Here is a 24384-nt window from a genome sequence, read left to right on the forward strand (position 1 = left end):
ACACTTCGCCAGCGCAGGCAAGAGCGCCCCAGAGCAGGCCTATGCAGCCGCGAAGTGCCCGCTCATCGTGGGTTCGAGGGGGTGGCGGCGACAACAGCTGGTACGGTCAAGGGGAAGTAAAAATGTTCGCCTTGGTGACCTCTGTTCACATCCATGACCGGTCGGCGTGGTTGCCCGAGACGGTTCGAGGCGGCTCAAGATGACTTCATGCGTGCCCTAGCGCATCAATTCACCCGCGTTCACCAGCAATGACTGCCCGGTGATCGCCCGCGCCCGATCGGACGCCAGGAACACGGCGGCGTCCGCCACGTCCCCGTCGGTGGCCAGTTCGGGCAGAGCCATCCGGCTGGTGAGCCTCTCCAGAATCTCTGCCTCCGGTACGCCCTCTGTATGCGCCGAGAATTGGACAAAGGCCTCCACGGGAGGGCCCCACATCCAGCCAGGCAGAACGGAGTTGACCCGTATTCGATACGGTCCCAACTCCCTTGCCAGCGAGTACATCGCGCTCGTCAGCGCGCCCTTCGAGGCCGCGTACGCCGCCTGCCGCACCTGCGTGGGAGCGGCCACCGACGACTGCGTACCGATGATGACGACCGATCCGCCGCGCACCTTCAGCGCGGGCAGGCAGGCACGCGTCATCCGCAGCGTGCCGAGCAGGTTGACCTCGATGACGGATTGCCAGGTGGCGAAATCCGCATCCTCCAGGCCGCCGAAGTAGCTGTCCCATGCGGCGACATGGACGACGGCGTCGATCCGCCCGAACCGCTCCCGGGCCAGCGCCGCGAGGGCCTCGCACTGCCCCTCGTCGGTGATGTCCGTGGCCCGGTACGCCGTGTGCGCGCCGTCGGGGTCGAGTTCGGCCGCGGCCTTGGCGAGATTCGCCTCCGTGCGCGCCCCGAGCACGGCGTGGCCCCCGTCGCGCACGACCGCCGCCGCGACCTGGTGACCGAGCCCGGCGCCAACCCCGGAGACGACGACGGTCTTGTCCACGAGCAGTGACATACGCGGCCTCCCCGGTATGGCGCATTGTCTGACGGAGCGTCAGAGTATGGGCGTCCGCCGGAGGAAGGAAGGGGAGCGACGTGAGTGAGGAGACCCGCAGCGAGGTGTACGCGGAGCTGGCCGCCGTGGGCCCGTACGGTGTTCACCCGGGCCACGCCCTGATCACCATGGTCGAACCGCACCCGGGTCATGAGTACGCGTACAACCGCTGGTACGAGGACGACCACTACTACGCCGGTGCGATGGCGATGCCCTGGATGTACGCCGGCCGCCGCTGGGTCGCCACCCGCGATCTCCAACTCCTGCGCTATCCCGAGAAGTCGGCGGTCGCCCAGCCGGTCACCACCGGCTGCTACATCACGACTTACTGGGTCACCGACGGCCGTTACGACGACCACATGAAGTGGACGGTGGGGATCAACAAGCGGCTCAACCGCGACGGCAGGGTCTATCAGGACCGTACGCACGTCTTCACGGCCTTCCAGGACCACGAGGCGACGGTGTACCGCGACGGGGCGGCGGGCCCTCGCGACTTCCACGCCCTCGACCACCCCTACGCGGGCCTGGTGGTCGAGGTCATCGACGCGGAAGGGCCGGAGCAGCGGGGCGAGTTGCTGGAGTGGCTGCGCGCCAGGCATCTGCCGAAGCTGCTCGTGGGCTCCCCTTCCGCGATGGTCACGATCTTCCGGCCGACACCGCTTCCCGGCGACCGCATGTCGTACGTGAAGCAGGTCGAAGGGGTCGATACGCGGCTGACGTTGCTGTGGTTCCTGGAGGCGGATCCGCGGGAGTGCTGGGAGGAGTACTTCTCGGGGCTGGACGAGCCGGTGGCGGAAGGAGGCTGGGGGAGGGTCGAGTTGGTGGCCCCGTTCATCCCGACGATGCCGGGAACGGACCGATACGTCGACCGTCTCCGCTGACGGACGCGATACCGGGCCCGGGGGGAGGGGCTTCAAGGCCGAGCCCCCTCGGCCGGGACGGCGGGCCAGTCGAGAGGGCTCATTCCAAGGTGCTGCCAAGGTACTGCCAGGTGCCTGTGAAGTTGTTGATCGAGGCATGGGCCAGGATCAGACGGCCTCTTGGCGCACCTCTGCCACGAAGGCGTTCCAGGCGTCCGCGGGGAATGCCAGGGTGGGACCCTCAGGATCCTTGGAGTCCCGGACAGCCAGTGCGGACAGAAGGGGGGACTTGACCTCGACACATGCGCCGTTTCCTTGGGAGTACGAGGACTTCGTCCACGCAGTCGTAGCGCCCTGCTTGATTGCCATGTTCGCTCCGGTAGCCAGTTGCTGTGCTGAGTTGCTGGTGCGGTTTCCGCCAAGGTTGTTGCTGCTTGGCGTGATCGACGCTACTCGCCAACATCGCTGAACGAAGCGACTATTCACTCGACCGGGTGGCATATACCGGAAGAGTCTTCCGCTGTGACGCGCTGAAGGTGTACCGTGCGCCACCTTCTCGCGCCGACTACTTCACCGCGCATAGTCCTTCGCGACGTTTGCGATGAATTCGCGGGATTGGTCGGCATTCAGTGCCTGCGCCCGGAGATGTTCGTACATGACGCTGTATTTCTGAACGTCGTTTGCCTTCTCCAGATACAGATCGCTGGTGACGCCTTCGATGTAGACCACGCTCGAATCGGCGGCATCCGGGAACTCGAGGATCGCGTACTGCCCGCTCACCCCCGGATGGGCCCCCATCGTGAAGGGGATCACCTGCACCGTCACATGCGGCACCTGGGACATCTCGGTGAGGTGCTCCAACTGCTCGATCATCACCTGCTCGTTGCCGACGGCCCGACGCAGCGCGGCCTCGTCCAGGACGGCCCACAGGCGCAGAGGAGTCTCCTGGTCGGAGATACGTTCCTGTCGGCGCAGTCGTACCTGGACGCGCTTGTCGATGTCGCCGGGGGCCGCCTCGGGCAGTGCGCCCGTGATCAGAGCCTCCGCGTACGAACGGGTCTGCAGCAGTCCCGGGACGACGAGCGGGTCGTACACGCGCAAGCTCGCCGCGTCCGTCTCCAGGCCGATGTAGACGCTGTACGGGATGTCGCCGAAGGAGTGCCACCAGCCCTGCTGGCGGGAGTCCTTCGCCATCTGCATCAGGGACTCGACGATGCGGTGGTCCTCGACCTCGTAGACGCCGCACAGATCGCGTACGTCGCGCTGGCTGATGCTGCGACGGCCGTTCTCGAGGCGGCTGATCTTCGACTGCGAGACCAGCAGGCGCTCGGCGACCTCTTCGGCCGTCATGCCCTTGAGCTCTCGGAGCCGGCGCAGCTCCTGGCCCAGCCGGCGTCGCCTGACGGTGGGATTGACATTGGACGCCACGAGACGTGCACCTCCGGCTGCGCGCTGCCTGTACTTTGCGTATCTGCTGTTGAGCAGATTGCCACCAAGATGCTTGCTACCGCTGGGAAACGGCGGATATGCGCGGGTGCACGCGCCGAGTTCGGGATGCAGAGGGTATACGCGGCCGCGCGGGGCGGCGGGCCGTGTCGTCGTCCGGACGTACGGCCCGCTGCCCCGCGCGGTCCAGCGGCTCCCGAACCGGGTCTTGGGGACTTACGGTGCGGCGCTGACGGATGTGCGTGGTGCGTGGTGGTGCTGGTACCTGGTGCCTGGTCGTGTGCCTGGTGCCGAGCGGTGGTGTTGCGAGTTTCGTTCTGCGTGTGGTCGTTCTGCGTGTGGTCGTGCCGTGCCCGTGTGGTCCGAGGATCAGCGGCTCAGTGGGCCACGGCACGCGCCATGGAACCGTGGCGCTGGTGCAGCGGAACACCCCGAGCGGGTTCCGGTGCGGGCCTGGCTCCGGGGGCGGCCTGGCGGCCGGCCGGTGCCGGGCTGCGGCGCGGCTGGGCAGCCACACCGTTCTGGACGTCCATCACGGCGTGCGCCACGAGGCCGCCCATGGGGTCGTGCCGGATCAGATCCCGGAGGCGGGAGCGCGAGGAGCGCCCCTCGTTCCCCGGGTAGAGGTGCTTGCCCAGGCCCACGGCGTGCGCCAGTGCGGCGAGAGCGGCCGTCCGCGGGTCCGGTGGCACACCGGTCCTGATCGCGGAGTCCAGCCGGGACCTGATTTCCCGGCTGATGGCCGTTTCCGTCGCCTGATAGCGAGTCGTCGGCAGCACCCCGCACATCTGGCCCGCGACGGCATGGACCATGCCGCAGCGCTCCAAATGCGAGAGATACGTCTGGCGCAGCCCCAATCGGGGCCCGCCGATCCAGTGAACAGCACGCACGGGAGCGCCACGCCTTCGCAGCAACTCCAACGCGCAGTCCAATGTCGGATCTCCAGTCGGCCGTGGTACAACCACGGCGATACGATCCCCGTCTGGGGCTATCCGTCCGGCCAGCGCCAGCTCCACTAGCTGTGCTCCGGCCAGACCGAGGTCGAGCGACTGCGGCTGTGCGGTGGTACCCGTGGTCGGGTCCAGCGCCAGCAGCAGAAGCTCCTCCGGAATTGTTCTGCGGCTCCTGCCCATCCATGCCTCCCCGCGTGGATGAATGACAGGGTGACCCCTCTCACAATGGTCTGTCGAGAGTGCGTGACCGGTTCGTAGTGGAACCAGTAGGTATGTCGTTCTCGTCTACGCCAGGGGTTAAGCCCGCACACAGGACACTGGTACATGGTTCGGACAGTGCGTCCCGGCGCTGCTGGCGGCTCTTCAAGGGTTCATGGTTCGGTTGGGCGCACGGTGAGTGGCGCATGGAGGAGGCATCGGTGGCGGGCGAGTCCCCCGACAGGTCGAAGCAGCACGAGTCGTCGGTAGAACCGACGTCGGGGAGCCCGGCTCCGGTTCCGGGTGCCGGTTCCCGTTCCGTGACGGGTGCCGATCCGCGCCTCGCGGTCGCCCAGGAGGCCGTGGCGGCGGTCGCGCGGGTGGACACGGCTACGGCGGTGTTCTCCACGCGAGGAGTCGCGGAGCGGGCCGGGGTCGCGGATGCGGATGCGGATGCGGATGCTTCGGATACGACCCCTTCGGCGGGCGAGGGCAAGGGTGCTCCGGAGTCCGGGGCGGCCGAGGCTCAGGCCGGTGATGCACGGCTGAGGGACGCTGTGGCGGCTTGGGTCGCGGTGGCGGACACCGAGGAGTCCGAGTCCGAGGACGCGGACTCGGACGCGGTGGCTGACGGCTCGTCGGGTGACGCCGGCTCGGGCGGTGACGACGACCTCGACGGTGACGGTGAGTCGCGGGACGAGGTCGATGCCGATGCCGAGGTCGATGCCGAGAGCGACGCTGACGCTGAGGGCGAGGAAGACGCGGAGACGTCCGACGTATCGTCGTCGGCCGACGACGACGCCGATGCCGACGATGAGGATGACGTTCCCGCCGACGGCTCGGCGGAGGACATCACGGCGGAGGACATCGCAGACGACGCCTCCGGTGACGCCGGTGTCGCTGACGAGGACGACCAGGCGCCGGCCGCTGTCGATGCCGAGCCCAGCGACGAATCCTCGGGTGAAAGTCCCGCGTCCGATGGTCGTGGCGCCGACACGGATGCGGACGAGTCGGATGCGGACGAGCCGAAGGCGGACGCCGACTCTGACGGCGAAGCCGAGCTCGACTCCGACGGCGGAGATGCCTCGGACACCGAAACCGAAACCGAACCCGAGTCTGAGCCCGAGTCCGAGACCGAACCCGAGTCCAAGACCGAACCCGAGTCCGAGTCCGGACCCGAGTCCGAGAGCGAGCCCGAGCAGGAGGACTCCGAGGAGGACGCTGAGGAGGACTCCAAGGACCCGGTGGATCAGCCCACCACCACCTTCCGGGCTCGTCCGCCCGCCGTGGACCAGCCGACGACCATGCTCAAGGTGGGCGGCGACGCCAAGCAGGACGCGAAGGCGGACGAGAAGGCCGACAAAAAGGCCGACGAGAAGGCGGGCGACAAGCCCGAGGACAAGCCCGAGGACAAGCCCGAGGACAAGCCCGAGAGCAAGCCCGAGGACAAGCCCGAGAAGCCGGCGTCCGAGCGGGACGCCGAGCGCACGAGCAAATTCGTAGCCCTCAAGCCGCTCGACGAACCGGCGTCGCCGAAGCCGAAGCCGGCCGCTCTGCCCCCCGAGCGGCCCGCCGACCCGCCGTCCGCCGAGAAGACCACCGCCATCCCCCAGATCGGCCCCGAGCGGACGGCCCAGCAGCCGTTGCCGCCCAAGCCGCCGCTGGACCTGCTGGCGGAGCTGACGAACACGCCGCCGCCTCCGGAGACCCCGGTGCGGACGATCGTGCGCCGGGTCAAGATCTGGACGCCGTTGGTGCTGCTGCTGGCCGTGGTGTTTGCAGTCGCACAGGCCGTCCGCCCGTTGCCGGCCCCCGCCCTCACCCTGACGGCCGACGAGACGTACGCCTTCGAGGGCGACAAGGTCTCCCTGCCGTGGCCCGGCGAGGGCCAGGGCTGGATGGACGTCAACGGCATCGGCACGGTCGACGACTTCGGCGAGCAGAAGCCCGTCGCCATCGGCTCGGTCGCCAAGGCCATGACCGCGTACGTGATCCTCAAGGAGCACCCGCTGAAGTCCGGCGATGAGGGCAAGGACATCCCCGTCGACGCGAAGGCCGAGACGGAGGGCGGTTACGACAAGGACGGCGAGTCCACGCTGAACACCCTCAAGGAGGGTGACAGCCTCACCGAGAAGCAGGCCCTGGCGGCCATCATGATTCCGTCCGCGAACAACGTCGCGCGACTGCTGGCCCGTTGGGACGCCGGTTCCGAGGAGGCGTTCGTCAAGAAGATGAACGACGCCGCCAAGGACCTCGGGATGAAGAACACGACGTACACCGATCCGTCCGGTCTGAAGGAGACGACCGTCTCCAGTGCCGAGGACCAGGTGAAGCTCGGCAACGAGCTCGTCCGGATGAAGGCGCTGGTGGACATCACCAAGATGCCCACCTGGAAGGACCCCTCGGGCAAGACCTGGCAGAACTACAACCGCCTCGTCCCGTACAACAACGCCATCGGCATCAAGACCGGCTCCACCACGAAGGCGGGCGGAAACCTGCTGTTCGCCGCCACCCAGGATGTCGACGGCGAGGTCGTCACCGTCGTCGGTGCGATCCTCGGCCAGCACCAGCCGCCGATCATCGACACCGTCAACGCGGTCAGCAAGACCGCGATGGTCGCCGCCCAGGAGGCGCTGACCTCGCGGAAGATCCTGAAGAAGGGCGATGTCGTCGGGTACGTGGACGACGGGCTCGGCGGCCACACCCCGGTCGTCGCCACGAAGGACGTCTCCGCGGTGGGCTGGGCCGGACAGTCGGTCAAGCTGAAGCTGAGCGAGGACGGTACGACCATCCCGCACGAGGCGAAGGCGGGTACGAAGGTCGGCTCGCTCAGTGTCGGTGACGGCACGGGCGGCGCCGTCGAGGTTCCCGTCGCGCTCAAGTCGGACCTCACGGAACCGGACTACGGCTCCAAGCTGACCCGGGTGACCTGACCCGGGTGACCTGATCCGGGTGACCGGACCCGGGTCAACGGACCCGGGTCAACCGACCTGATCCCGGGTGAACCGACCGGGACGAGCTGAGACCGCACCCGGCGAGGGGCAGCCTTATCCGGGCGACCCTCGGCCGGGTGCGTGCTAGCGTCGCGAGGATCGAGGCAGGTCGTCGGCAGCGACCCGGCCGAGCGTGGAACAACGGGACATCGGGAGTGCCTTCACGTGGCGACAGCGGAGCCGACGCACGCCGACGACGCCGAGCCGAGCCGAGGAGCCGGCTCGCGAATAGGGGCGCATGCGCGTCAACAGGTCGACGACCGCGAGACGTACGAGACTCGTGGTCGGAGCCGCGAAACGACCACGCCCGAGACTTCCGAGACCTCCGAGAACCGCGAGACCCCCGAGAGCTCCGAGACCTCGGGCACCCCCGCCACCCCAGGCACCCGTTTCGCCCGTTTGGCCCGCTTCCTCCGTCACCCCATCACCCTCGCCACCGCGTTCTCCGGTGCCCTGCACGTCATCTGGTTCTTCACGTTCGCCAGCAGTGGCGGAGACCTCGCGGCGCAGGACGCGTGGGCGGAGTTCGTCGGACGGCACCCGGACTCGGCGTACAACCTCGCCTGGTACGGCGGTATGCACCCGGTGTCGTACAGCGTCGTGTCCCCGTACCTGATGTCGGTGCTCGGCGTGCGGACGACGATGATGATCTCGGGGACGGTCTCCGCGGGCCTGCTCACGATGATCCTCCTCCGCAGCCGGGCCGTACGGAATGTCCGGTGGACCGTGCTCGCCGGGGTGTTCGCGCTGTTGTGCAACGCCGTCTCCGGCCGCGTGACCTTCGGACTGGGCACGGTCTTCGCGCTGGGCGCGACCGCGGTCGTGTTCTGCTGGCCCCATCGGTGGCGTTACAAGCGCTGGGCCAAGGCCCTGTGCGCCGCCCCGCTGGCCGGGCTCGCGACCGCCGCGTCCCCGGTCGCCGGGCTCTTCGTGGGCCTGATCGCCGTGGCGTTGTTCCTGCAGAAGCGCCGGCCGGGCGCGTATGCCCTGGGCCTCGCGCCCGCCGTCGTCGTGGGCCTCTGCGCGTGGCTGTTCCCGTTCTCCGGTACGCAGCCGATGATCTTCGGTTCGACCGTGCTGCCCCTGCTGTTCTCGGGCTTCATCTACTTCCTCGTGCCCAAGGAGTGGAAGACGGTCCGCATCACGGCCGTCGTGTACGGCACCTCCGTCCTCCTCGTCTGGCTGGTCAGCTCGCAGATCGGTTCCAACATCACCCGCCTGGCGATGCTCTTCGCGGGCGTCATGCTGATCGCCGCGCTGCCGTTCACGGAGCCGCGCTCGCGCAAGTGGTACGCGGCCGTCGTCGCGTTCACCGGATTCGTCGTGTGGATCGGCTACAAGGCGGTGGACGACGTCGTGCACGGCACCCCCGCGGCGTCCTGGGCGCGCGAGCTGGCTCCGCTGGTCAACCAGCTCCAGGTGCAGGGCGCCGAGAAGGGCCGTGTGGAGGTCGTACCGGCCCGCTCCCACCGCGAGGCGTCCGCGCTCGCGCCGTACGTGAACCTCGCCCGCGGCTGGAACCGGCAGGCGGACATGGAGCGCAACCCGCTCTTCTACGACGACACCCTGAACTCCGCGAACTACCACGAGTGGCTCCAGCGCTGGGCCGTCCACTACGTCGTCCTGCCCAAGGACGATCCCGACGGGGACGGTGGCGAGCGCGAACGCGAGCTCGTGCAGCGCGGCCAGCCCTACCTCAAGCAGGTGTGGGGCGACGCCAACTGGCAGCTCTTCCAGGTCACCGACCCCACTCCGCTCGCCGACCCGCCCGCCACCGTCAAAAGCGCCGAACAGGACGAACTGACGATCAAGGTGAAGCGGGCGGGCACGGTCCTGATCCGCATCCCGTACTCGCCGTGGCTCGGCCTCGTCGACGCCGAGGGCAAGAGCGTCACCCCGCCCCAGGAGACCGAGGAGTCCAAGCGGCGGGAGAACGACGACCTGCCGAAGACGTACGACAACCTCAACGGCTGTCTGATGCAGGCGGAGAAGGACGCCAAGGGCGACCAGTGGACGGAGCTGCTGGCCCCGAAGCCCGGCACCTACCGCCTGGCGGCGCGCTACCAGCTGCCCCGGGGCACCGGGTGCCCCGAGGACCTCCGCGAGGCACACCAGGCACCCGGCTCACCGCCGGGTGACGTACGCACCACCGAGTGACGCACGCACGCACGCACCACCGAGTGAGGGCGCCTCCTACGGCCGGTACGGATTCAGCCGATCGCCTTCTCCACCGCGGCGACGACCTCGGCGGACTCCGGATCGGTCTGCGGGGAGAAGCGGGCGGCGACCTTGCCGTCCTGGCCGATCAGGAACTTCTCGAAGTTCCAGCGGATGTCGCCGCTGTGCCCCTCGGCGTCCTCGGTCGGCACGAGCCGCTCGTACAGCGCGTGCCGCCCCTCCCCGTTCACCTCGATCTTCTCGGTCATCGGGAAGGTCACGCCGTACGTCGCCGAGCAGAACTCCGCGATCTCCTCGGAGGTGCCGGGCTCCTGGCCCAGGAACTGGTTGCACGGCACTCCGAGCACGCTGAAGCCCTGCGCGGCGTACCGCTCGTGCAGCCGCTCCAGGCCCGCGTACTGCGGCGTGAGCCCGCACTTGGAGGCCACGTTCACAATGAGCACGGGCTTGCCCTGGTACTGCCCGAGGTCGGCGGAGCCGCCCTGGAGGGCATCGATGTCGATGTCGAACACGGATACAGATGATTCGTCAGTGGTCATGCCCGGATGCTAACCGCGCTGGGTAAAGTCACCCGCGTGACCACGGTGAATGGGATCTACGAGACACTCGACGACCGGTTCCGCACCGGACGCTGCACCCTCGGGGACCGGCACCTGGAGCGCCTGTACGAGGGCTGCCGCTGGGCCGAGGGCCCGCTGTACGTCCCCGCCTGGCGCCAGGTGATCTGGAGCGACATCCCCAACGACCGCCTCCTGCGCTGGGACGAGGAGACGGGCACGGTGGGCGTCTTCCGCACACCGGCCGGCAACAGCAACGGCAACACCGTGGACCACCAGGGGCGCCTGATCTCCTGCGAGCAGGGCAACCGCCGGGTGACGCGCACGGAGCACGACGGGCGGGTGACGGTGCTGGCCGACCGTTACGACGGCAAGCGGCTCAACAGCCCGAACGACGCCGTCGTACGCTCCGACGGCACGATCTGGTTCTCCGACCCCGACTTCGGGATCGTCAGCGACTACGAGGGGCACCGGGCGGAGAGCGAGATCGGGGCCTGCAACGTGTACCGGCTGGACCCGGTGACGGGGGAGGTCCGCCTCGCCGCGGGCGGCTTCGAGGGCCCGAACGGTGTCGTCCTCTCGCCCGACGAACGGCGTTTGTACGTCTCCGACTCCCGCGCCGCCCGCGTCTCCGTCCACGAGGTGCGCGACGACGGCACCCTGTCGCCCGGAGAGGTCTTCGCCGAGGGCAGGGAGGGCGTCCACTTCGACAACATCCGCTTCGACGACGAGGGCCGTCTGTGGGTGGCCGCCCTCGACGACGGCGTGCACTGTTACGCGCCCGACGGCACCCTCATCGGGCGTCTGCTGATCCCGGAGACGGTGTCCAACATCGCGTTCGGCGGCCCGAAGAACAACCGGATGTTCATCACGGCCACGACGTCGTTGTACTCGTTGGTGATGTCGGTGACGGGGGCGCCGCGGATTTGACGAGGACTTCGCCGGCGGGCGTCCGGGAGTAGAGCACCGACCGTCCCGCCCGCCGCCGCTGGACGAGCCCGGCGTCGAGCAGGACCTTCAAGTGACGGCCGACGGAACCGAGCCCCTGCCCGGTCACGGCCACCAACTGGCTCGTGCTCAAGGGGGAGCCGAGCAGCGCGAGTACGCCCGCGCGAGCGGGCCCGAGCAGCCGGTTGAGGCTCTCGGGCGCGGCGGTCGGCTCCGCCCCGGCCAGCACGCCCGAGCACGGGTACACGACCGCGTACCGGTGCGGCTCCTCCCAGGTGACCCAGCCGTGCCGCTGGGGCGTGACCGGCACGAAGAAGAGTTCGGCGCCGGAGATCTCGCGCGGCGGGTACTCGTGCAGGTTGACCTGGAGCCGGTTCTCGCCGAGCCAGCGCATGCCCGGCCGCAGGGCGTCGAGCGCGGCGGCCCAGCCGCCCTGGCTCAACTGGACGATGCGGGCGACGACATCGGCCTGGAGTACGCGTCGCCGCCGGGCCCAGTAGGGGCGTACGGCTTCGGTCCAGATGTAGTCGAGCAGGTCGGCGGCGCGGGCGGGCAGGTCCTCGCGGCCCTGGAGGATCGTCGGGAGGGGGCCGCGCAGGGCGACGGTGAGGTGGGCGCGGGCGGCTTCCGGGGACGCCTCCCGTATACGGGCGACCTCCGTCGCGAACTGGGTGCCGCTGTCCTCGGGTCCGACCGTCCGGCCGGTCGGGGTCGGGGTGAGGAAGTCGGCGATCCACTCCTTCCCGAGTCCGGCCGCCACGAGGGCGGCGGTGACCGGCTCGGCGGCCAACCGCCGTCTGTAGTCACCCAGATGGGCATCGAGCCAGGCCCGCTCGCCGGGGTGCGCGGCCGTCCCCGCGTGCAGCAGCTTGAGAGCGGCGAAGGTCTCGGCCAGCGGGGACAGCACGAAGCGGCTCCCGGCCAGGGTGTCGGCGTTGACCTGCCACCAGCCCATGTCCGCCCCCGCCCGCCGTTCCGTGGTTTCGCCTCCGTGCGAAACATTAACGGCCGGGGTGCGGACACTTCGAGACTCCGCTCATGCGCTCCTACCGATCACTGTTCCGCACACCGGAGTTCACGCCGTTGTTCCTGGCCTCCCTGGTCCAGGTGGCGGCTCAGACGATGGGCGGTCTGGCCCTGGGCACCTTGGTGTACGCGGCCACCGAATCGCCCCTGCTCTCGGCACTGAGTATGTTCGGACCGTCCCTGGCCCAGGTCCTGGGCGCGACCACGCTCCTGTCGGCGGCCGACCGGCTGCCGCCCCGGGCGACGATCACGGGCATCGCCCTGGCGTTCGCGGCGGGTACGGCGATCCTGGCGACGCCCGTGCCTCTGTGGGCGACCTTCGCCCTGATCCTGCTGCTGGGCCTGGTGGCCTCGCTGGGCGGGGGAGTCCGCTGGGGTCTGCTGAACGAGATCCTGCCCAAGAACGGCTATCTGCTCGGCCGTTCGGTCTTCAACATGGCGAACGGGCTCACGCAGATCACCGGATACGCGACGGGCGGCGTCCTCGTGACGGTCCTGTCCCCGCGCGGCACGCTGCTCACGGCCGCCGCGCTGTACCTCGCGGCGGCGATCGCGGCCCGCCTCGGCCTGACCCGCCGCGCGCCCCGCGCGTCCGGTCGCCCCTCCGTGGCCGAGACCTGGCGTACGAACGCGCGCCTGTGGTCGTACGCGCCTCGCCGGAACGTCTACCTGCTCCTCTGGATCCCGAACGGACTGATCGTCGGCTGCGAGTCGCTGTACGTCTCGTACGCCCCCGACCACGCGGGTCTGCTCTTCGCCTGCGCGGCGCTGGGGATGTTCGTCGGGGACGTGACGGTCGGCCGCGTCCTCCCGCCCGGGGTGCGGCCCCGGTTCGGCATCCCGCTGCTGCTGCTCCTGGCCGCGCCGTACCTGGTGTTCGCTCTGCGGCCGGGGGTGCCTGTGGCGGCGGTCGCCGTCGCTGTGGCCTCCGTCGGCTTCGGCGCGAGCCTGGTCCAGCAGGAGCGGTTGATCTCACTGACCCCCGCTGAACTCAGCGGCCACGCCCTGGGGTTGCACTCCGCCGGGATGCTCACGATGCAGGGGGTGAGTGCCGGGCTGGCGGGGGCGGTGGCCCAACTGACGTCGCCGGGGGTGGCGATGGTGGTGGCCGCAGCCGCGTCGATCGCGGTGACGCTGTCGCTGTCAGTCGCGGGTCAGCGTGAGAAACGACGTCCAGGTGGCGGGGGCGACGGTGAAGGTCGGGCCGTCGGGGTTCTTGGAGTCGCGGATGTGGATGGCTGAGGGGCGGGTGGCGATTTCGATGCAGTCGCCACCCTGCTCGCTGCTGTAGCTGGACTTGATCCACTGAAGTGCGGCGTTCATTGCTCTCCTAGCAAACGGTCCAACATGCGCTTCGTCTCTTCGGGGTTGAGCGCCTGAGTCCGCAGCATTGCATATTTACGCTCCAGGATGGACACCTCGTCAGGGTCGGCGATCAGCCAACCTCGACGCTGGCCCTCGACGTAGGCGATGCGCTGGTGGTCGGGCGTCTCGATGAGGATGAACGGACCAGCGAGCCCGGCATGGAAGTTGCGTCCGAGCGGCATGATCTGAAGGGTGACGCCCGGCAAGCCCGCCCACTTGCGCAGGCCGCGCAACTGCTCGACGTACACCTCGTCACTGCCGAGCCGGTCCATGAGGATCGACTCGGAGAAGATAAAGCTGGCGGTCGGTGGCTCCTTGCTATGGAGGATCTCCTGGCGAGCGATGCGTGCTGCGACACGCTGTTCGATCTCGTCCTCCGTGAGGGTTGGAACTTCGTTCTGGAAAACCGCACGGGCGTACGCGTCGGTCTGGAGGAGACCCGGCAGAACCTGATCCTGGTATGAGGACAGTGCAAGGGCTTCGCGCTCCAGATCGATGAACTCCTCAGCCCACCGAGGAAACAGATCCACCTCAGGCATGTGATCCAGTGCGGCAGACAACACCCCCTTGCTGTCGAGGACTTGATCCAGCAGCTCCGCGAAGTCCTCCTTCAGCGGGCGTCGACCCTGCTCGATGGAAGCGATGGTCTCCTCATCCACCAGCGCACGCTCGGCCAGCGTGCGCTGGGTGAAACCAGCTGCCCGTCTCAGCACACCCAACTGCGCACCGACCATCTTCATCGCTGACGCGTTCTTGCGCGAACGCTTCCTGGAGTTCATGTGCTCCAACCCCCACCACGGCACGTGTGTTCACACCGGCGAACCCGTACAAGGAATCCGTACGGGTCCACTCACTGCACCATCATGACCACAGAGCGTGACACTCGTCCTGTGAACAACGAAACCTCACCCGCTCCCCGCGAACGTTTCTACCGGCGGGAGCGCCAGTCGATCCCGGCGGCAAGGGAGTTCACGAGGGCGGCGCTGGAGGACTGGGGCGTACAGAAGGAAACGTACGACGACGTCCTGCTGTGCGTCAGCGAACTCACCACGAACGCCCTTCTTCACGGCGTACCCCCGGGCCGGGGCTTTCACCTCCGCCTGCTCCCGAACGGCGACGGAGTGCTCCGCGTGGAGGTCCACGACAGCGGCGACGGGGAGCCGCGCGTCGAATGGTCCGGGGGAGAGTCGGGGCGCGGACTGCTGCTCGTGTCGTCGGTGGCGGACAAGTGGGGCGTGGCCGAACGGGACCCGGGGAAGATCGTCTGGTGCGAGTTCGCCAGGACGCCGACCCCACGCAGGCACTCCGCGAAAGCGTGAACACTTACCCCCAAAGTGTTCACGCTTTTCGCGACTGGTGCCCCGCCAGGGGGGTGGCCTCCTACCGCGCCACGAACTGCGTGAGGATGGCCTGCACTTCGTAGATGTCGACGCCCTTGGTGAAGGTCTTCTCGATCGGCGTGGGTGTCCCCGAGATCCAGATCTTGAGCTCGGCGTCGAGATCGAAGTGGCCCGCCGTCTCGACCGAGAAGTGCGTGATGCTCCGGTACGGGACGGAGTGGTACTCCACCTTCTTGCCGGTGATCCCCTGCTTGTCGACCATGATGAGGCGACGGTCGGTGAACAGGATGGTGTCGCGTATCAGCAGGTACGCGGCATACACCTGCTCTCCCTGCCCCATCAACCGCGCGTAGTCCCGCTGCGCGTTCGCCGGGTCGACAGTGTGCGCGTTTCCGAACAGCGCCATGAGAGTCCCCTGATCCTTTGCTCCGGTATTGCGGAACCCGCCTCGGACACTCAGACGCCATGTGACCGCCCGACGTTGAACGCCAAGCTTAGAGGGTCTATGAGGGAGATCACAGGGGCGGCTTCATGGCCGGCGCAACCTGCTGTTGGGCCGGTGGGTCACTTAAGCGCCCAAGTTCAGCTCCTATGAAAGGGATCCATGAAGTTACGTCGTGCTCTGTCGGCCGCCGCTTCCGTCGCTGCCTTCGGCTCCCTGGTACTGCTCGCTTCTCCTGTCGCGCACGCGTGGGGAGAAACGCCCGCGGACAGCGGTGCTCCCTCCGTGTCGGCCACCACCGAGCCGTCCGCCACGCCGTCTCCCACATACACCCGCCCGGACTTCTGTTCCGGCATTCCCGATGAGGAACGGGGGAAGACGGGGCTGGTCGGCCTTCCGAGCGAGATCGTCGCCGGGTCCGGGTGGCACGAGTTCACCTATCGCGTGACCAACGTCTCCACGGTCACGGTGATGGAGACCGACCTCGATCTCTCCCTCGGCACCGCCGACCCGGAGATCGACGACGTCTCCGAACTCGCCGTCACGGTCGAGTGGTTCAACCCGCGGACCGGCGCATGGAAGCCCATCGAGGGCGAGGGCGCGGAGTGGGACGACAACTACGACTTCGCCACCTTGGGCACCCTCAAGCCGGGCGAGCACGCGGACGCCGCGATGCGCATCAAGATCGCCAAGAGTGCCAAGGCGGGCACGGGCTACTTCTTCACCATGGGGCACTCCTACGGTGAGGACGGCCAGTGCGGCTTCGACGAGATCAGCCAGTTCGACTTCACGGTCCTGCCGGGATAGTGCGGAGTTGCCGACCGCGGCCGCCATCGATGGCGGCCGCGGTCGGCGCGGCCACCGTTTTCCCATTTCGCCAATCCTGCGGTGACCGCCTCGAAAGGAATCGTGCGGCGCGTGGGAAGAACCGGATGGGGAACAGCAGCTGTTGCAGGTTTGCTCCTGCCGCTCACAGCTCCCTCACCGGCAACAGCCGACGACCTGAACGACCGGAAGACGGTTGATTCCGCCGGCTCTTCGGTGGCAGCACCTGATCCGGGTCCAGTGCCGGAAGAGCCTGAATACGAGTTCACGCGCCAGTGCGCGATGGACCCGGCGGCGCAGGACGAGGGGGGCAGGGTCTACAACCGCGGGGTGTGGTGTCAGAACTACGACCTCGAGGTGGAAACCAGCCGCGGGACAGGCACGATGAACATCACCGCGGTCGCCTATGCGGACTCCGCCGAGCGCCGCGTCCGGGTCTTCCTCCACGTGAACAAGTGGGAATCCGACCCGCTGGTCACCGGGCTGGACACGCTGCAGGTGGGGATCAACTGCAAGAACCAGTGCACGGTCCGTGGCGACGCGGACGGTGAGTACTCCGGGCCGGTGTTCACCTGGGTCGACGGAGGCTGGGTTTCCTGGGACCTGCTGTCGCCCAACTCAGGGGTTGGTGTGGAGAAGATGCTGCAGCATCAATGGCAGTTCACCGGAAGGCTCGCCGACGGCGACTTCGCGCTGGCCGAGCACCGTATCCGAACGCGGGCACTCCGAAGCAGATCCCCGGAAAGTACACCGGTTCCTCCAGTAGCCCCGGACTCCACAGGATCCCGGTGAGCACCGCCCGCGAGAGCGATTACATGAAGAACTTTCGCGAAAAGGAGCGCATTCGTCTGCGCCAGGAGATCTGGAAAGGCCCGGACGACCTGCCGCCGCCACCGGCTGATCCGCCGGTAGAAGGCGGGACGTGGCAAGCGGACGAGTTCCCCTTCGCCTCGACTCGGGAAGGAATGGCCGCCGCCCGGAGGAACTTGGATGCCGGCGGGACATTCAATGGCTCGGTTCAGTGGGTCAACCAAAACCAGAACAGGGACGCCGGAAACATGCTGAAGGAGTTCTACAAGAGGGACCGCATACTCTACCGTCCTGCTCGTCAGCGAAGCCGAATCGGTACTCCACTGTCCTGCCATCCGTCTTGAAGCATGGGACGGGGCAGCGCCGCCCCCACCTCCGAACGAGTGGGCTGACGTGGCACACACGCGGGTGTGGTTCGGTACAGGCGAATTGGGGGTCTTTCCCCTGACGGGCGGTCCACAACTCGGTGCCCCCCTGACCCTGGGCGGTCCAGGCGCGTACATGCTCCGCGCTCACAGGACCGGGGGTGCCGCCCTTGACCCACTTCCTGACAACTACCCGGATGAGATACCGCACGGCGTCGAGCGTTTCCTCATCCAGTTCTGGCCGGATCCCCGCCCGCCAGGCCCGTAGGCCCTGGTCAGGGGGCGTTGAATTCCGCAACCCCCACCATCAATAGCCCCCGACTCCCTGACGAGCGGGGGCGGTTGGATCTGCCTGGTTACTCCGCCTTGGATTCCTCCTGGGCGGTCGGACCGGGCGTGGCCGTCTGCTGCGCACCCGCCCTGGTGTCCCTCCGCTTCCTGCCGCGCAGGACGAAGGTGGCTCCGCCGATGGCGAGCGCGACCGGCCACTCGAGCGCACCGGCAACAGTCAGCGCCCCGAGACCGCCGTAGAAGATCACGTCCCTGCCCGGGAACGCGGGCACTCGTGAGGTCACCGCCTGGGCGCTGGCCTTGAGGTCTCCCGGAGTCATGTACGGCAGCGTCGGGTGTGCGCGGTGCATGCGCAGGACCTGGCCGCCCTGTTCCGTGGCCTGAGCCTCCTGGGGCTGGGCCTCAGTGGTCTGAGGTTCAGTGGTTTGAGGTGCTCTGGTCGTCATACGAATCACTCAAATCACATGAGTGGGTTCAAATACCTCTATGTCCATTGTTGCGGGTATCCGGTGCGAGCGGTACCGCGAACCCGCGGTAGCCCTTGATCCCTCAGGACAGTGCTGGTGGGGTGTGCACATACTTGTGGGGAGGACGTCGTCTTCTGAGGCGGCGCACGCTGCGCGGGCCGGCGATGATGGAGGCGCGGGATGATCTCCTCAGTCCTTTCCGGGACGGCCCGGACCGCAGCCGGGGCGAGGAACGCCGCTCCCGAGGTGCTTTCGATGCTGGGGCGCCTGGTGAAGCCGCGGACGCGCCGTGTCTGGCAGGTTGTCGACGGGGTGCAGATCGAGGCCCGGCACCTGGGAAGGCCCGGCACCACCGAGGCCGCACGGGCTCTGGAGAACCGGCTGGGCGACGTTCCCGGAGTGGTCCGTGCGGAGGTGAACGGGACGCTCGGCTGCGTGTTCGTCGCCTGTGCCCCTTCCCGAACCGACCTGGCCCCCGTCCTCCGCCTCATCGCGGAGGCCGAGGCGGAGACCGAGGCGGAGACCGGTGCCGCCGCCGGGCAGACGGCCCGCGAGAAGAGCCCGGGCAGGGCACGCGGCGGCGCCACCGCGGATCGTGTCCCCCGCGCCGTCGGCTACCGCGGCGGTCCCGAGGCGCAGGTCGTCGCGGCGCTGCAGGCGGCGGGGAGCGTCGCGGCCTTCGGGGTGGCCGTGGCGGGACGGATCGCCCGCGTCCGCCCTCTGTCACCGCTCGTACCGGCCCTGGTCCAGCTCACGGAGGCGACGCCGCGGCTGCGCGAGGCCGCCGCCCGTGCAGTCGGCCCCGCGGTCGCCGAGGTGGGCTGGGCGACGGCGAATCTGATCGTCTCCACGCTGACCTTCCGCCCGATCAGTCCGATCGTCTCCGGCGCCCTGGGCGCCGCCCGGTACGGGGAGGCCAAGGCGCGGCGCCAGGCCTGGCAGGACTGGTCGCGGCGGCTGGCCGGGAGCGAGGGGGCGTACCGTCATGACGCCACACCGGTGCGTGCGCGGCCGGTGCCGCTGCGACCGGGTCCGGCCGACCGGTACGCGAACGTGGCCGTCCCGGCGGCAGTGGCGGGCTACGGACTCGCCGGTGCGGTCACGCGCAGCCATGACCGGGCAGTGGCCCTGTTGATCGCGGGCATACCCCGGGGCCCGTGGGCCGGCCGCGAGGCCTTCGCCGCCACGGTGGGGAAGGCCGCTTCCCGCTGGGGAGGCCTGGTGCTGAGGCCGGAGGCGCTGCGCCGGCTCGACCGTATCGACACCGTCGTCCTCGACGGCCGCCTGCTGGCCACGGGTACGTGGACGGTCGGCACCCTGGTGCCCGTGGCACCGCCCGAGGAGCCCCCTGGAGGTCCGGCGGACGAGCGTACGCCCGAAACGACCTCCGCGGCCGGTCAGGACGTCGACCTCGACGAAATCCACGCGGTCGTCCACGAGTTGACCGACCTCATCGGCCGCGGCGACCCGTCGCTCCCCCGTGAACAGGGGGAATGGGAGCTGCGCCCGCTCGCCGACGGCCGTGACGCACAGGCGGAACTGCCCGGTCGGACCGCCGCCGTGGCCACGGAATGGGCCGAGCAGGGTGCGCGGGTCCTGCTCGTCGTCCGGCGCGGGCGGCCCGTCGCCGTAGCCGGCCTGGTCCCCCAACTGCGGCCGCTCGCCGAGCACTTGGTGCAGGCGGCCGACGCCTGCGGGAGAGTGGTGCTGGTCGGCGGCCCGCCCGGGCTGCACCGGCGCTTCGGACTGGACGAGGCAGAGCCCACCGGCGGGACCCGCACGGTGGCAGTGGTCCGCTCCCTGCAACGGGAGGGGCGCGGTGTGGCCGTCGTCGCGGCCGGTGCCCGCCGTGCCCTCGCCCAGGCCGACCTGGGCATCGGGGTGACCCACGGCGCCCGCCGGGTGCGGTGGGACGCCGATGTCACCGGCGCCCCCGACGTGGCGCATCTGCTGCTGACCGCTCTTCCCGAAGCCCGCGCGCTGGGCAGGCGGTGCGTTCGTATGGAGGCGGGCTGTGCTCTCCTGGGGGCGACGGTGGCACTGGCAGTTCGCCGACGTGGCGCCTGGGCACGCGCTCGCCTGGTGACCGACGGGGTGACCATCGCCGCGATCGGAGCGGGCCTTTGGGCGGGGCGGGCGCTGTATCAGCGTCCGCCGCCGGCCGCCGCCGACCGGACGCCCTGGCATGCCATGACGGTGCGTCAGGTCATGGCCCGGCTCAGCACGTCGCGCCGGGGACTCGACGAGACCGAGGCCGTCCGGCGCCGCCGGCTCGCGGGACACGACCGAGCGCCCGTCGCCGTCACCCTGATCGGCAGGGTCGCGGAAGAGCTGGCCAATCCGCTCACCCCCATCCTCGCCGTCGGCGGCGGCATCTCGGCGCTGCTCGGCTCCGTCCTGGACGCGGTGCTCATCGGCGGCGTGCTCGGCGTCAACGCGCTCGTCGGCGGAGCCCAGCGCGTGGGCGCCGACCGCGCCGCCGAGAACCTGGTCGAAGCGGCCTCGGCCCGCATCCGGCTGCGCAGGGCGGGCCGGCCCGGCACCGCCGAGACACCCGCCGAACGCCTGGTGACCGGAGACGTGATCGAACTGCGCGCCGGTGACACGGTCCCGGCCGACTGCCGCGTGATCGAGGCGACGGGCCTGGAAGCCGACGAAGCGAACCTCACCGGCGAGTCCCAGCTCGTGTCCAAGACCCCCGCCCCCACGGCGGCGGCAGCGGTGGCGGACCGCCACTCCATGCTCTACGAGGGCACGGCCGTGGCGGCGGGCAGCGCTCTCGCCGTGGTCGTCGCCACCGGCACCGCCACGGAGGCCGGCCGCGCCGCACAGGCGGCCCCCGCGGAAGCGGCCCCGGAGAGCGGCGTGGAGCACCGGCTCAACGCCCTGGGCCGCTGGTTCCTGCCCCTGTCCATCGCCTCGGGCGTCGTGCTGTTCCTCACCGAGGTCACCCGGCGGCGACCGCTCGGCGCGGCCCTGGGCTCCGCCGTCAGCCTGTGCGTGGCCGCCGTACCCGAAGGCCTGCCCTTCGTCGCCACCGTCGCCGAACTGGCCGCCGCCCGCAGGCTGTCCACCCGCAACACGCTCGTGCGCAGCGCCCCCACCATCGAGGCGCTCGGCCGCACCGATGTGCTGTGCTTCGACAAGACCGGCACCCTCACCGAGGGCAGGATCAGCCTCCAGCAGGTGTCCGACGGCATCGAGCGGCGCCCGCTCGACGCGCTCACCTCGCGGCTGCGCCGGGTCGTGGCCACGGCGGCCTTGGCGGGTCCGCCCGGCCCCGTGTCTACGCTCACCCACCCCACGGACCGGGCCATCGCCCTCGGGGCCGAGCAGGCCGGCGTGGTGCCGGAGGCGACGGACGGCTGGGAGCGGCTGGCGGAGCTGCCGTTCGAGCCGGGCCGCGGCTACCACGCGGTCCTCGGCCGGGCCGACGGACGCCGACGACTGGTCGTCAAGGGTGCGCCGGAGGTCGTCCTGGCCCGCTGCGTACGGGTCCGGCAGAACGACACCACCGCGCCGTTCACCGAAGGATTGCGGGAGGCGATCGACCGCGACATCGACTGGCACGCCCGGCGCGGCCTGCGTGTGCTGGCGATCGCCGAGCGCGACCGGAAGGACCGCGACGCGGGTCCCCCGTCCCTCGACGACGCCGATGTCGAGGGACTGTGCCTGCTGGGACTGATCGGCCTGGCGGACCCGATCCGGCCCACCGCCGCCGAGAGCGTCGCCCGGCTGGCCGCGGCAGGCGTACGGATCGTCATGCTCACCGGCGATCACCCGAGCACCGCCGCCGCCATCGCCGGTGAACTGCGGCCGGACCAGGAGCCGCGGCTGATGACCGGGCCGGAGCTGGACGCACTCGACGACGCCGAACTGGCCCGAAGGCTGCCGGAGATCTCGGTCTTCGCCCGGGTCACCCCCGCTCACAAGGTGCGCATCGTCACCGTGCTGCGCGCGGCCGGCCGGGTCGTCGCCGTCACCGGCGACGGCGCCAACGACGCGCCCGCCATCCGGATCGCCGACGTCGGCATCGCCATCGGCTCCAGGGCGACCCCCGCGGCCCGCACCGCAGCCGACGTGGTGGTCACCGACGACCGCATCGAGACCATCGTCGACGCCATCGTGGAAGGCCGCGCCATGTGGGCCTCGGTCCGCAAGGCGCTGGGCATCCTGCTCGGCGGCAACCTGGGGGAGATCGCCTTCGTCCTGGCGACCACGCTGCTCACCGGACGCAGCGCGCTCAATGCACGCCAGCTGCTGCTCGTCAATCTCCTCACGGACATGCTGCCTGCCATGGCCATCGCCGCCCGCCCCCCGGCCGGCCGTGCCGGGAAACTGCTCGCGGAGGGTCCGGAGGCGTCCCTCGGCACGGCCCTGACGCGGCACATGCGCCTGCGCGCCACCATCACCGCCCTCGCGGCGAGCGGCGCGTGGATCGCCGCCCGGGTCACCGGCACCCGTGCGCACGCCGACACCGTCGCCCTGGTCGCCCTTGTCGCCTCCCAGCTGCTGCAGACCCTCATGGACGCGGGCCGCGACCCGGTCGTCCTCGTCGCCGCGCTGGGTTCCCTCGCGGCCCTCGCCCTGGTCGTCGCCGTACCGTTCCTCAGCGTCTTCTTCGGCAGCCGGCCCCTCGGCCCGGCCGGGTGGGCGATCGGCCTGACAGCGGCGGCGGCATCCGTCCTGCTCTCGGCCGTATGGCAGAGCCTGACGGCTCACAGCGGCCCCGCGCAGCCGGGGCGGGCCCCGGAATGACACCCAACGTTCGACCGGGCTTCACCCGCACTCCGTCCGCGCGCGGCCGGAGCCCCCCAGAAAGGAGCGGTACGTCAGGCAAGCACAAGAAAGGCGGCTCACCGTGCCGCACCTGCTCTCCTCCCTCCTCGCCAAGATCGCCGTCGCCCTGCTCGAGGCGCTCGTCATGCGGCTGCTCGTCCAGCTCTGGAATTCCTTCCTCCGCAGCGGCCGCCCGGTCGCAGCCGCGGCCTGAGGCACCGGCCCCGCCGTCTCGCCGACGGAACGCGAGGACGCGCCGGCCCGTGATCATCGGTCTCCGGGAGGGACAGCCGACCCCTCGAGGAGCGCGGCCCGTGCTCGACTTCACCGTCCTGGCGATCACACTCGGTGTTGTCCTGCCCGCCGAGCTCCCTGACAAGACCGCCCTCGCGGTCCTGGTGCTCGGCGCCCGCTACCGCCCCTCGTACGTCTTCGCCGGGGCTGCCGCCGCCTTCGCTGTCCATGTCGCTCTCGCCCTCGTGGCGGGCGGCGTGCTGACCCTCCTGCCGCACCGGATCCTCCAAGCAGTGAGCGGCGTGCTGTTCCTCGCGGGGGCGCTTCTGCTGTTCTTCAACAGGGACAAGGGGGACGACGAGCGTGACGACGAGAGAGACGACGGGAAAGCGGACGACAAGGCAGGGGCCAAGGCCTCGGTGGGCAGGTCGTTCTGGCGGATCTCAGGGCTCGGCTTCACGCTCGTCCTGGTCGCCGAGTTCGGCGACCTCACCCAGATCCTGATCATCAACCTGGCGGCCCACTACGACAGTCCGCTCTCGGTGGGCCTCGGCTCGCTGCTCGGCCTGTGGACCGTGGCCGCGCTCGGCGTCCTGGGCGGCCACACCCTGATGAAGCACGTCCCGTTCGGCCTGCTCACGAGGATCGCCACCGCGGCGATGCTCGCGCTGGCCGCCACCAGCTGGTACGCCGCCATCGCGGGATGAGCCGCACCGGCAGCCGGAGGCGCGGCGGCCCGGTTACGGATTCCTCACCTTCTGGTGTCCGCGCGGTGAGCTGGTCATGATGAGCGCATGACGTTGGCCGCGCGTGCCCTCACTCAACTGGAGACCTGGCCCGACCTCACCGAGGTGGAGCCGAGCTGCGGCATGGGGCGGGCCCTTCGCTCGGCCCACGGCGAGATCGCCCACTTCCATTCCGACCGGAACGTCGACCTGCACCTCACAGCGCGGGCCATCCGGCGGTTCGAAGAGCACCTCACGGGAGCCGCCGCCGTCCGGCTGGTGCCGGGCTCGCATTGGGTGACGCTTCGCCTCGAAGGCAACGCGGACGTCGACCTCCTCATGACCCTGGTCAGCCTCGCCCTCCAGGCGCACCAGGCCTGGGCGGTTCCTGGCGACGGACCTCGACCGGGATGCAATGATCATCGACGTGAACCTCACAGCCCATGAGAGGGCGCTTCCCTCACGGGAAGCGCCCTCTTGCTTTTTCAGAGGCTGTGCACCCCGGGAGAGAAGGCCCAGGTCGAGGCGGGGCCAAATGTCA

At 69.6% G+C, this 24384-nt stretch carries 22 protein-coding genes and 1 pseudogene; 13 read left to right on the top strand and 10 right to left on the bottom strand.

The genetic code is table 11. The annotated features are described in order from the left end of the window. Window positions 1-216: 216 nt before the first annotated feature. A complete protein-coding gene (locus FE633_RS09885; RefSeq protein WP_138044742.1) occupies window positions 217-1002 on the bottom strand; it encodes an SDR family oxidoreductase in 786 nt (261 codons plus the stop codon). 80 nt (window positions 1003-1082) lie between these two features. On the opposite strand from FE633_RS09885, the gene FE633_RS09890 reads away from it, so the two are divergent. After that, on the top strand, window positions 1083-1922 hold the full coding sequence (locus FE633_RS09890; RefSeq protein ID WP_138044743.1) for a hypothetical protein: 840 nt from the start codon (window positions 1083-1085) through the stop codon (window positions 1920-1922). Between the two features lie 147 nt (window positions 1923-2069). Here the strand turns inward: FE633_RS09890 and FE633_RS09895 are convergent, their stop codons facing one another. The 3 genes from FE633_RS09895 to FE633_RS09905 form a co-directional block, all read right to left on the bottom strand. After that, window positions 2070-2270: a DUF397 domain-containing protein gene (locus tag FE633_RS09895; RefSeq protein WP_119102032.1), complete on the bottom strand. Its 201-nt coding sequence runs from the start codon at window positions 2268-2270 to the stop codon at window positions 2070-2072. A 201-nt stretch (window positions 2271-2471) separates the two neighbouring features. Further along, the gene (locus FE633_RS09900; protein WP_138044744.1) at window positions 2472-3329 is read right to left on the bottom strand and encodes a helix-turn-helix domain-containing protein; all 858 of its coding nucleotides are present in this window, start codon (window positions 3327-3329) and stop codon (window positions 2472-2474) included. 395 nt (window positions 3330-3724) lie between these two features. Then, a complete protein-coding gene (locus tag FE633_RS09905; RefSeq protein WP_138044745.1) occupies window positions 3725-4480 on the bottom strand; it encodes a GOLPH3/VPS74 family protein in 756 nt (251 codons plus the stop codon). Between the two features lie 224 nt (window positions 4481-4704). Here FE633_RS09905 and FE633_RS09910 point away from each other — a divergent pair, with 224 nt between their 5' ends. Then, window positions 4705-7431 (top strand): D-alanyl-D-alanine carboxypeptidase, encoded by a 2727-nt coding sequence (locus FE633_RS09910; RefSeq protein WP_138044746.1) that lies wholly within the window; start codon window positions 4705-4707, stop codon window positions 7429-7431. 225 nt (window positions 7432-7656) lie between these two features. Continuing rightward, on the top strand, window positions 7657-9648 hold the full coding sequence (locus tag FE633_RS09915; protein WP_138044747.1) for an MFS transporter: 1992 nt from the start codon (window positions 7657-7659) through the stop codon (window positions 9646-9648). Between the two features lie 53 nt (window positions 9649-9701). Here FE633_RS09915 and FE633_RS09920 read toward each other — a convergent pair whose 3' ends face one another. Further along, window positions 9702-10208: a glutathione peroxidase gene (locus FE633_RS09920; protein WP_138044748.1), complete on the bottom strand. Its 507-nt coding sequence runs from the start codon at window positions 10206-10208 to the stop codon at window positions 9702-9704. A 36-nt stretch (window positions 10209-10244) separates the two neighbouring features. Here FE633_RS09920 and FE633_RS09925 point away from each other — a divergent pair, with 36 nt between their 5' ends. Beyond that, window positions 10245-11156 carry an SMP-30/gluconolactonase/LRE family protein gene (locus FE633_RS09925; protein WP_246113531.1) on the top strand — a complete coding sequence of 304 codons (912 nt, stop codon included), beginning with the start codon at window positions 10245-10247 and terminating at the stop codon, window positions 11154-11156. On the opposite strand, the gene FE633_RS09930 is transcribed toward FE633_RS09925, so the two are convergent. After that, on the bottom strand, window positions 11095-12129 hold the full coding sequence (locus tag FE633_RS09930) for an ArsR/SmtB family transcription factor (protein ID WP_138044750.1): 1035 nt from the start codon (window positions 12127-12129) through the stop codon (window positions 11095-11097). The two genes, FE633_RS09925 and FE633_RS09930, sit on opposite strands and share 62 nt — an antisense overlap. An 83-nt stretch (window positions 12130-12212) precedes the next feature. Between FE633_RS09930 and FE633_RS09935 the strand changes: the two genes are divergently transcribed. Further along, window positions 12213-13442 carry an MFS transporter gene (locus tag FE633_RS09935; RefSeq protein WP_138044751.1) on the top strand — a complete coding sequence of 410 codons (1230 nt, stop codon included), beginning with the start codon at window positions 12213-12215 and terminating at the stop codon, window positions 13440-13442. Here the strand turns inward: FE633_RS09935 and FE633_RS48210 are convergent. Next, window positions 13419-13523 (bottom strand): annotated as a pseudogene (locus tag FE633_RS48210) (DUF397 domain-containing protein); the annotation flags it as partial. The gene FE633_RS09935 and the pseudogene FE633_RS48210 sit on opposite strands and share 24 nt — an antisense overlap. Next, on the bottom strand, window positions 13520-14344 hold the full coding sequence (locus FE633_RS09945; protein ID WP_212747194.1) for a helix-turn-helix domain-containing protein: 825 nt from the start codon (window positions 14342-14344) through the stop codon (window positions 13520-13522). The gene FE633_RS09945 and the pseudogene FE633_RS48210, both read right to left, overlap by 4 nt. A 111-nt stretch (window positions 14345-14455) precedes the next feature. On the opposite strand from FE633_RS09945, the gene FE633_RS09950 reads away from it, so the two are divergent. Then, on the top strand, window positions 14456-14884 hold the full coding sequence (locus tag FE633_RS09950) for an ATP-binding protein (RefSeq protein WP_246113532.1): 429 nt from the start codon (window positions 14456-14458) through the stop codon (window positions 14882-14884). Window positions 14885-14945: 61 nt separating this feature from the next. On the opposite strand, the gene FE633_RS09955 is transcribed toward FE633_RS09950, so the two are convergent. Then, the gene (locus FE633_RS09955; RefSeq protein WP_119102043.1) at window positions 14946-15311 is read right to left on the bottom strand and encodes a PH domain-containing protein; all 366 of its coding nucleotides are present in this window, start codon (window positions 15309-15311) and stop codon (window positions 14946-14948) included. A 198-nt stretch (window positions 15312-15509) separates the two neighbouring features. Between FE633_RS09955 and FE633_RS09960 the strand changes: the two genes are divergently transcribed. From FE633_RS09960 to FE633_RS09970, 3 genes are all read left to right on the top strand, one after another. After that, window positions 15510-16154, top strand: coding sequence for a hypothetical protein (locus FE633_RS09960; protein ID WP_138044754.1), 645 nt, complete (start codon window positions 15510-15512; stop codon window positions 16152-16154). Between the two features lie 111 nt (window positions 16155-16265). After that, window positions 16266-16964 carry a hypothetical protein gene (locus tag FE633_RS09965; RefSeq protein ID WP_138044755.1) on the top strand — a complete coding sequence of 233 codons (699 nt, stop codon included), beginning with the start codon at window positions 16266-16268 and terminating at the stop codon, window positions 16962-16964. After that, entirely contained in the window at window positions 16961-17326 is a 366-nt protein-coding gene (locus tag FE633_RS09970; protein WP_138044756.1) for a NucA/NucB deoxyribonuclease domain-containing protein, read from the top strand. Before FE633_RS09965 ends, FE633_RS09970 begins: the two co-directional genes overlap by 4 nt. 377 nt (window positions 17327-17703) lie before the next feature. On the opposite strand, the gene FE633_RS09975 is transcribed toward FE633_RS09970, so the two are convergent. Then, on the bottom strand, window positions 17704-18084 hold the full coding sequence (locus FE633_RS09975; protein WP_138044757.1) for a hypothetical protein: 381 nt from the start codon (window positions 18082-18084) through the stop codon (window positions 17704-17706). 276 nt (window positions 18085-18360) lie between these two features. Here FE633_RS09975 and FE633_RS09980 point away from each other — a divergent pair, with 276 nt between their 5' ends. The 4 genes from FE633_RS09980 to FE633_RS09990 all read left to right on the top strand — a co-directional run bounded on the left by FE633_RS09980 (window position 18361) and on the right by FE633_RS09990 (window position 24290). Further along, window positions 18361-22863 (top strand): cation-translocating P-type ATPase, encoded by a 4503-nt coding sequence (locus FE633_RS09980; RefSeq protein WP_138044758.1) that lies wholly within the window; start codon window positions 18361-18363, stop codon window positions 22861-22863. Between the two features lie 103 nt (window positions 22864-22966). After that, complete coding sequence (locus FE633_RS49185; RefSeq protein ID WP_281291154.1) at window positions 22967-23098, top strand: hypothetical protein; 132 nt, start codon at window positions 22967-22969, stop codon at window positions 23096-23098. A gap of 100 nt (window positions 23099-23198) precedes the next feature. Continuing rightward, window positions 23199-23825: a TMEM165/GDT1 family protein gene (locus FE633_RS09985; protein WP_138044759.1), complete on the top strand. Its 627-nt coding sequence runs from the start codon at window positions 23199-23201 to the stop codon at window positions 23823-23825. A gap of 87 nt (window positions 23826-23912) precedes the next feature. After that, window positions 23913-24290, top strand: coding sequence for a luciferase domain-containing protein (locus tag FE633_RS09990; protein WP_138044760.1), 378 nt, complete (start codon window positions 23913-23915; stop codon window positions 24288-24290). Window positions 24291-24384 lie beyond the last annotated feature (94 nt).

Origin of the sequence: Streptomyces montanus, assembly GCF_005786655.1 — a bacterium.
GTDB lineage: Bacteria > Actinomycetota > Actinomycetes > Streptomycetales > Streptomycetaceae > Streptomyces > Streptomyces sporangiiformans.

What these genes read in the sequence shown, in the direction of transcription:
- FE633_RS09885 (WP_138044742.1), bottom strand. Translation starts at nt 1,002, where the DNA reads ATGTCACTGCTCGTGGACAAGACCGTCGTCGTCTCCGGGGTTGGCGCC.
- FE633_RS09895 (WP_119102032.1), bottom strand. Translation starts at nt 2,270, where the DNA reads ATGGCAATCAAGCAGGGCGCTACGACTGCGTGGACGAAGTCCTCGTAC.
- FE633_RS09905 (WP_138044745.1), bottom strand. Translation starts at nt 4,480, where the DNA reads ATGGGCAGGAGCCGCAGAACAATTCCGGAGGAGCTTCTGCTGCTGGCG.
- FE633_RS09910 (WP_138044746.1), top strand. Translation starts at nt 4,705, where the DNA reads ATGGAGGAGGCATCGGTGGCGGGCGAGTCCCCCGACAGGTCGAAGCAG.
- FE633_RS09920 (WP_138044748.1), bottom strand. Translation starts at nt 10,208, where the DNA reads ATGACCACTGACGAATCATCTGTATCCGTGTTCGACATCGACATCGAT.
- FE633_RS09930 (WP_138044750.1), bottom strand. Translation starts at nt 12,129, where the DNA reads ATGGGCTGGTGGCAGGTCAACGCCGACACCCTGGCCGGGAGCCGCTTC.
- FE633_RS09935 (WP_138044751.1), top strand. Translation starts at nt 12,213, where the DNA reads ATGCGCTCCTACCGATCACTGTTCCGCACACCGGAGTTCACGCCGTTG.
- FE633_RS09945 (WP_212747194.1), bottom strand. Translation starts at nt 14,344, where the DNA reads ATGAACTCCAGGAAGCGTTCGCGCAAGAACGCGTCAGCGATGAAGATG.
- FE633_RS09955 (WP_119102043.1), bottom strand. Translation starts at nt 15,311, where the DNA reads ATGGCGCTGTTCGGAAACGCGCACACTGTCGACCCGGCGAACGCGCAG.
- FE633_RS09960 (WP_138044754.1), top strand. Translation starts at nt 15,510, where the DNA reads ATGAAGTTACGTCGTGCTCTGTCGGCCGCCGCTTCCGTCGCTGCCTTC.
- FE633_RS09975 (WP_138044757.1), bottom strand. Translation starts at nt 18,084, where the DNA reads ATGACGACCAGAGCACCTCAAACCACTGAACCTCAGACCACTGAGGCC.
- FE633_RS09980 (WP_138044758.1), top strand. Translation starts at nt 18,361, where the DNA reads ATGCTGGGGCGCCTGGTGAAGCCGCGGACGCGCCGTGTCTGGCAGGTT.
- FE633_RS09990 (WP_138044760.1), top strand. Translation starts at nt 23,913, where the DNA reads ATGACGTTGGCCGCGCGTGCCCTCACTCAACTGGAGACCTGGCCCGAC.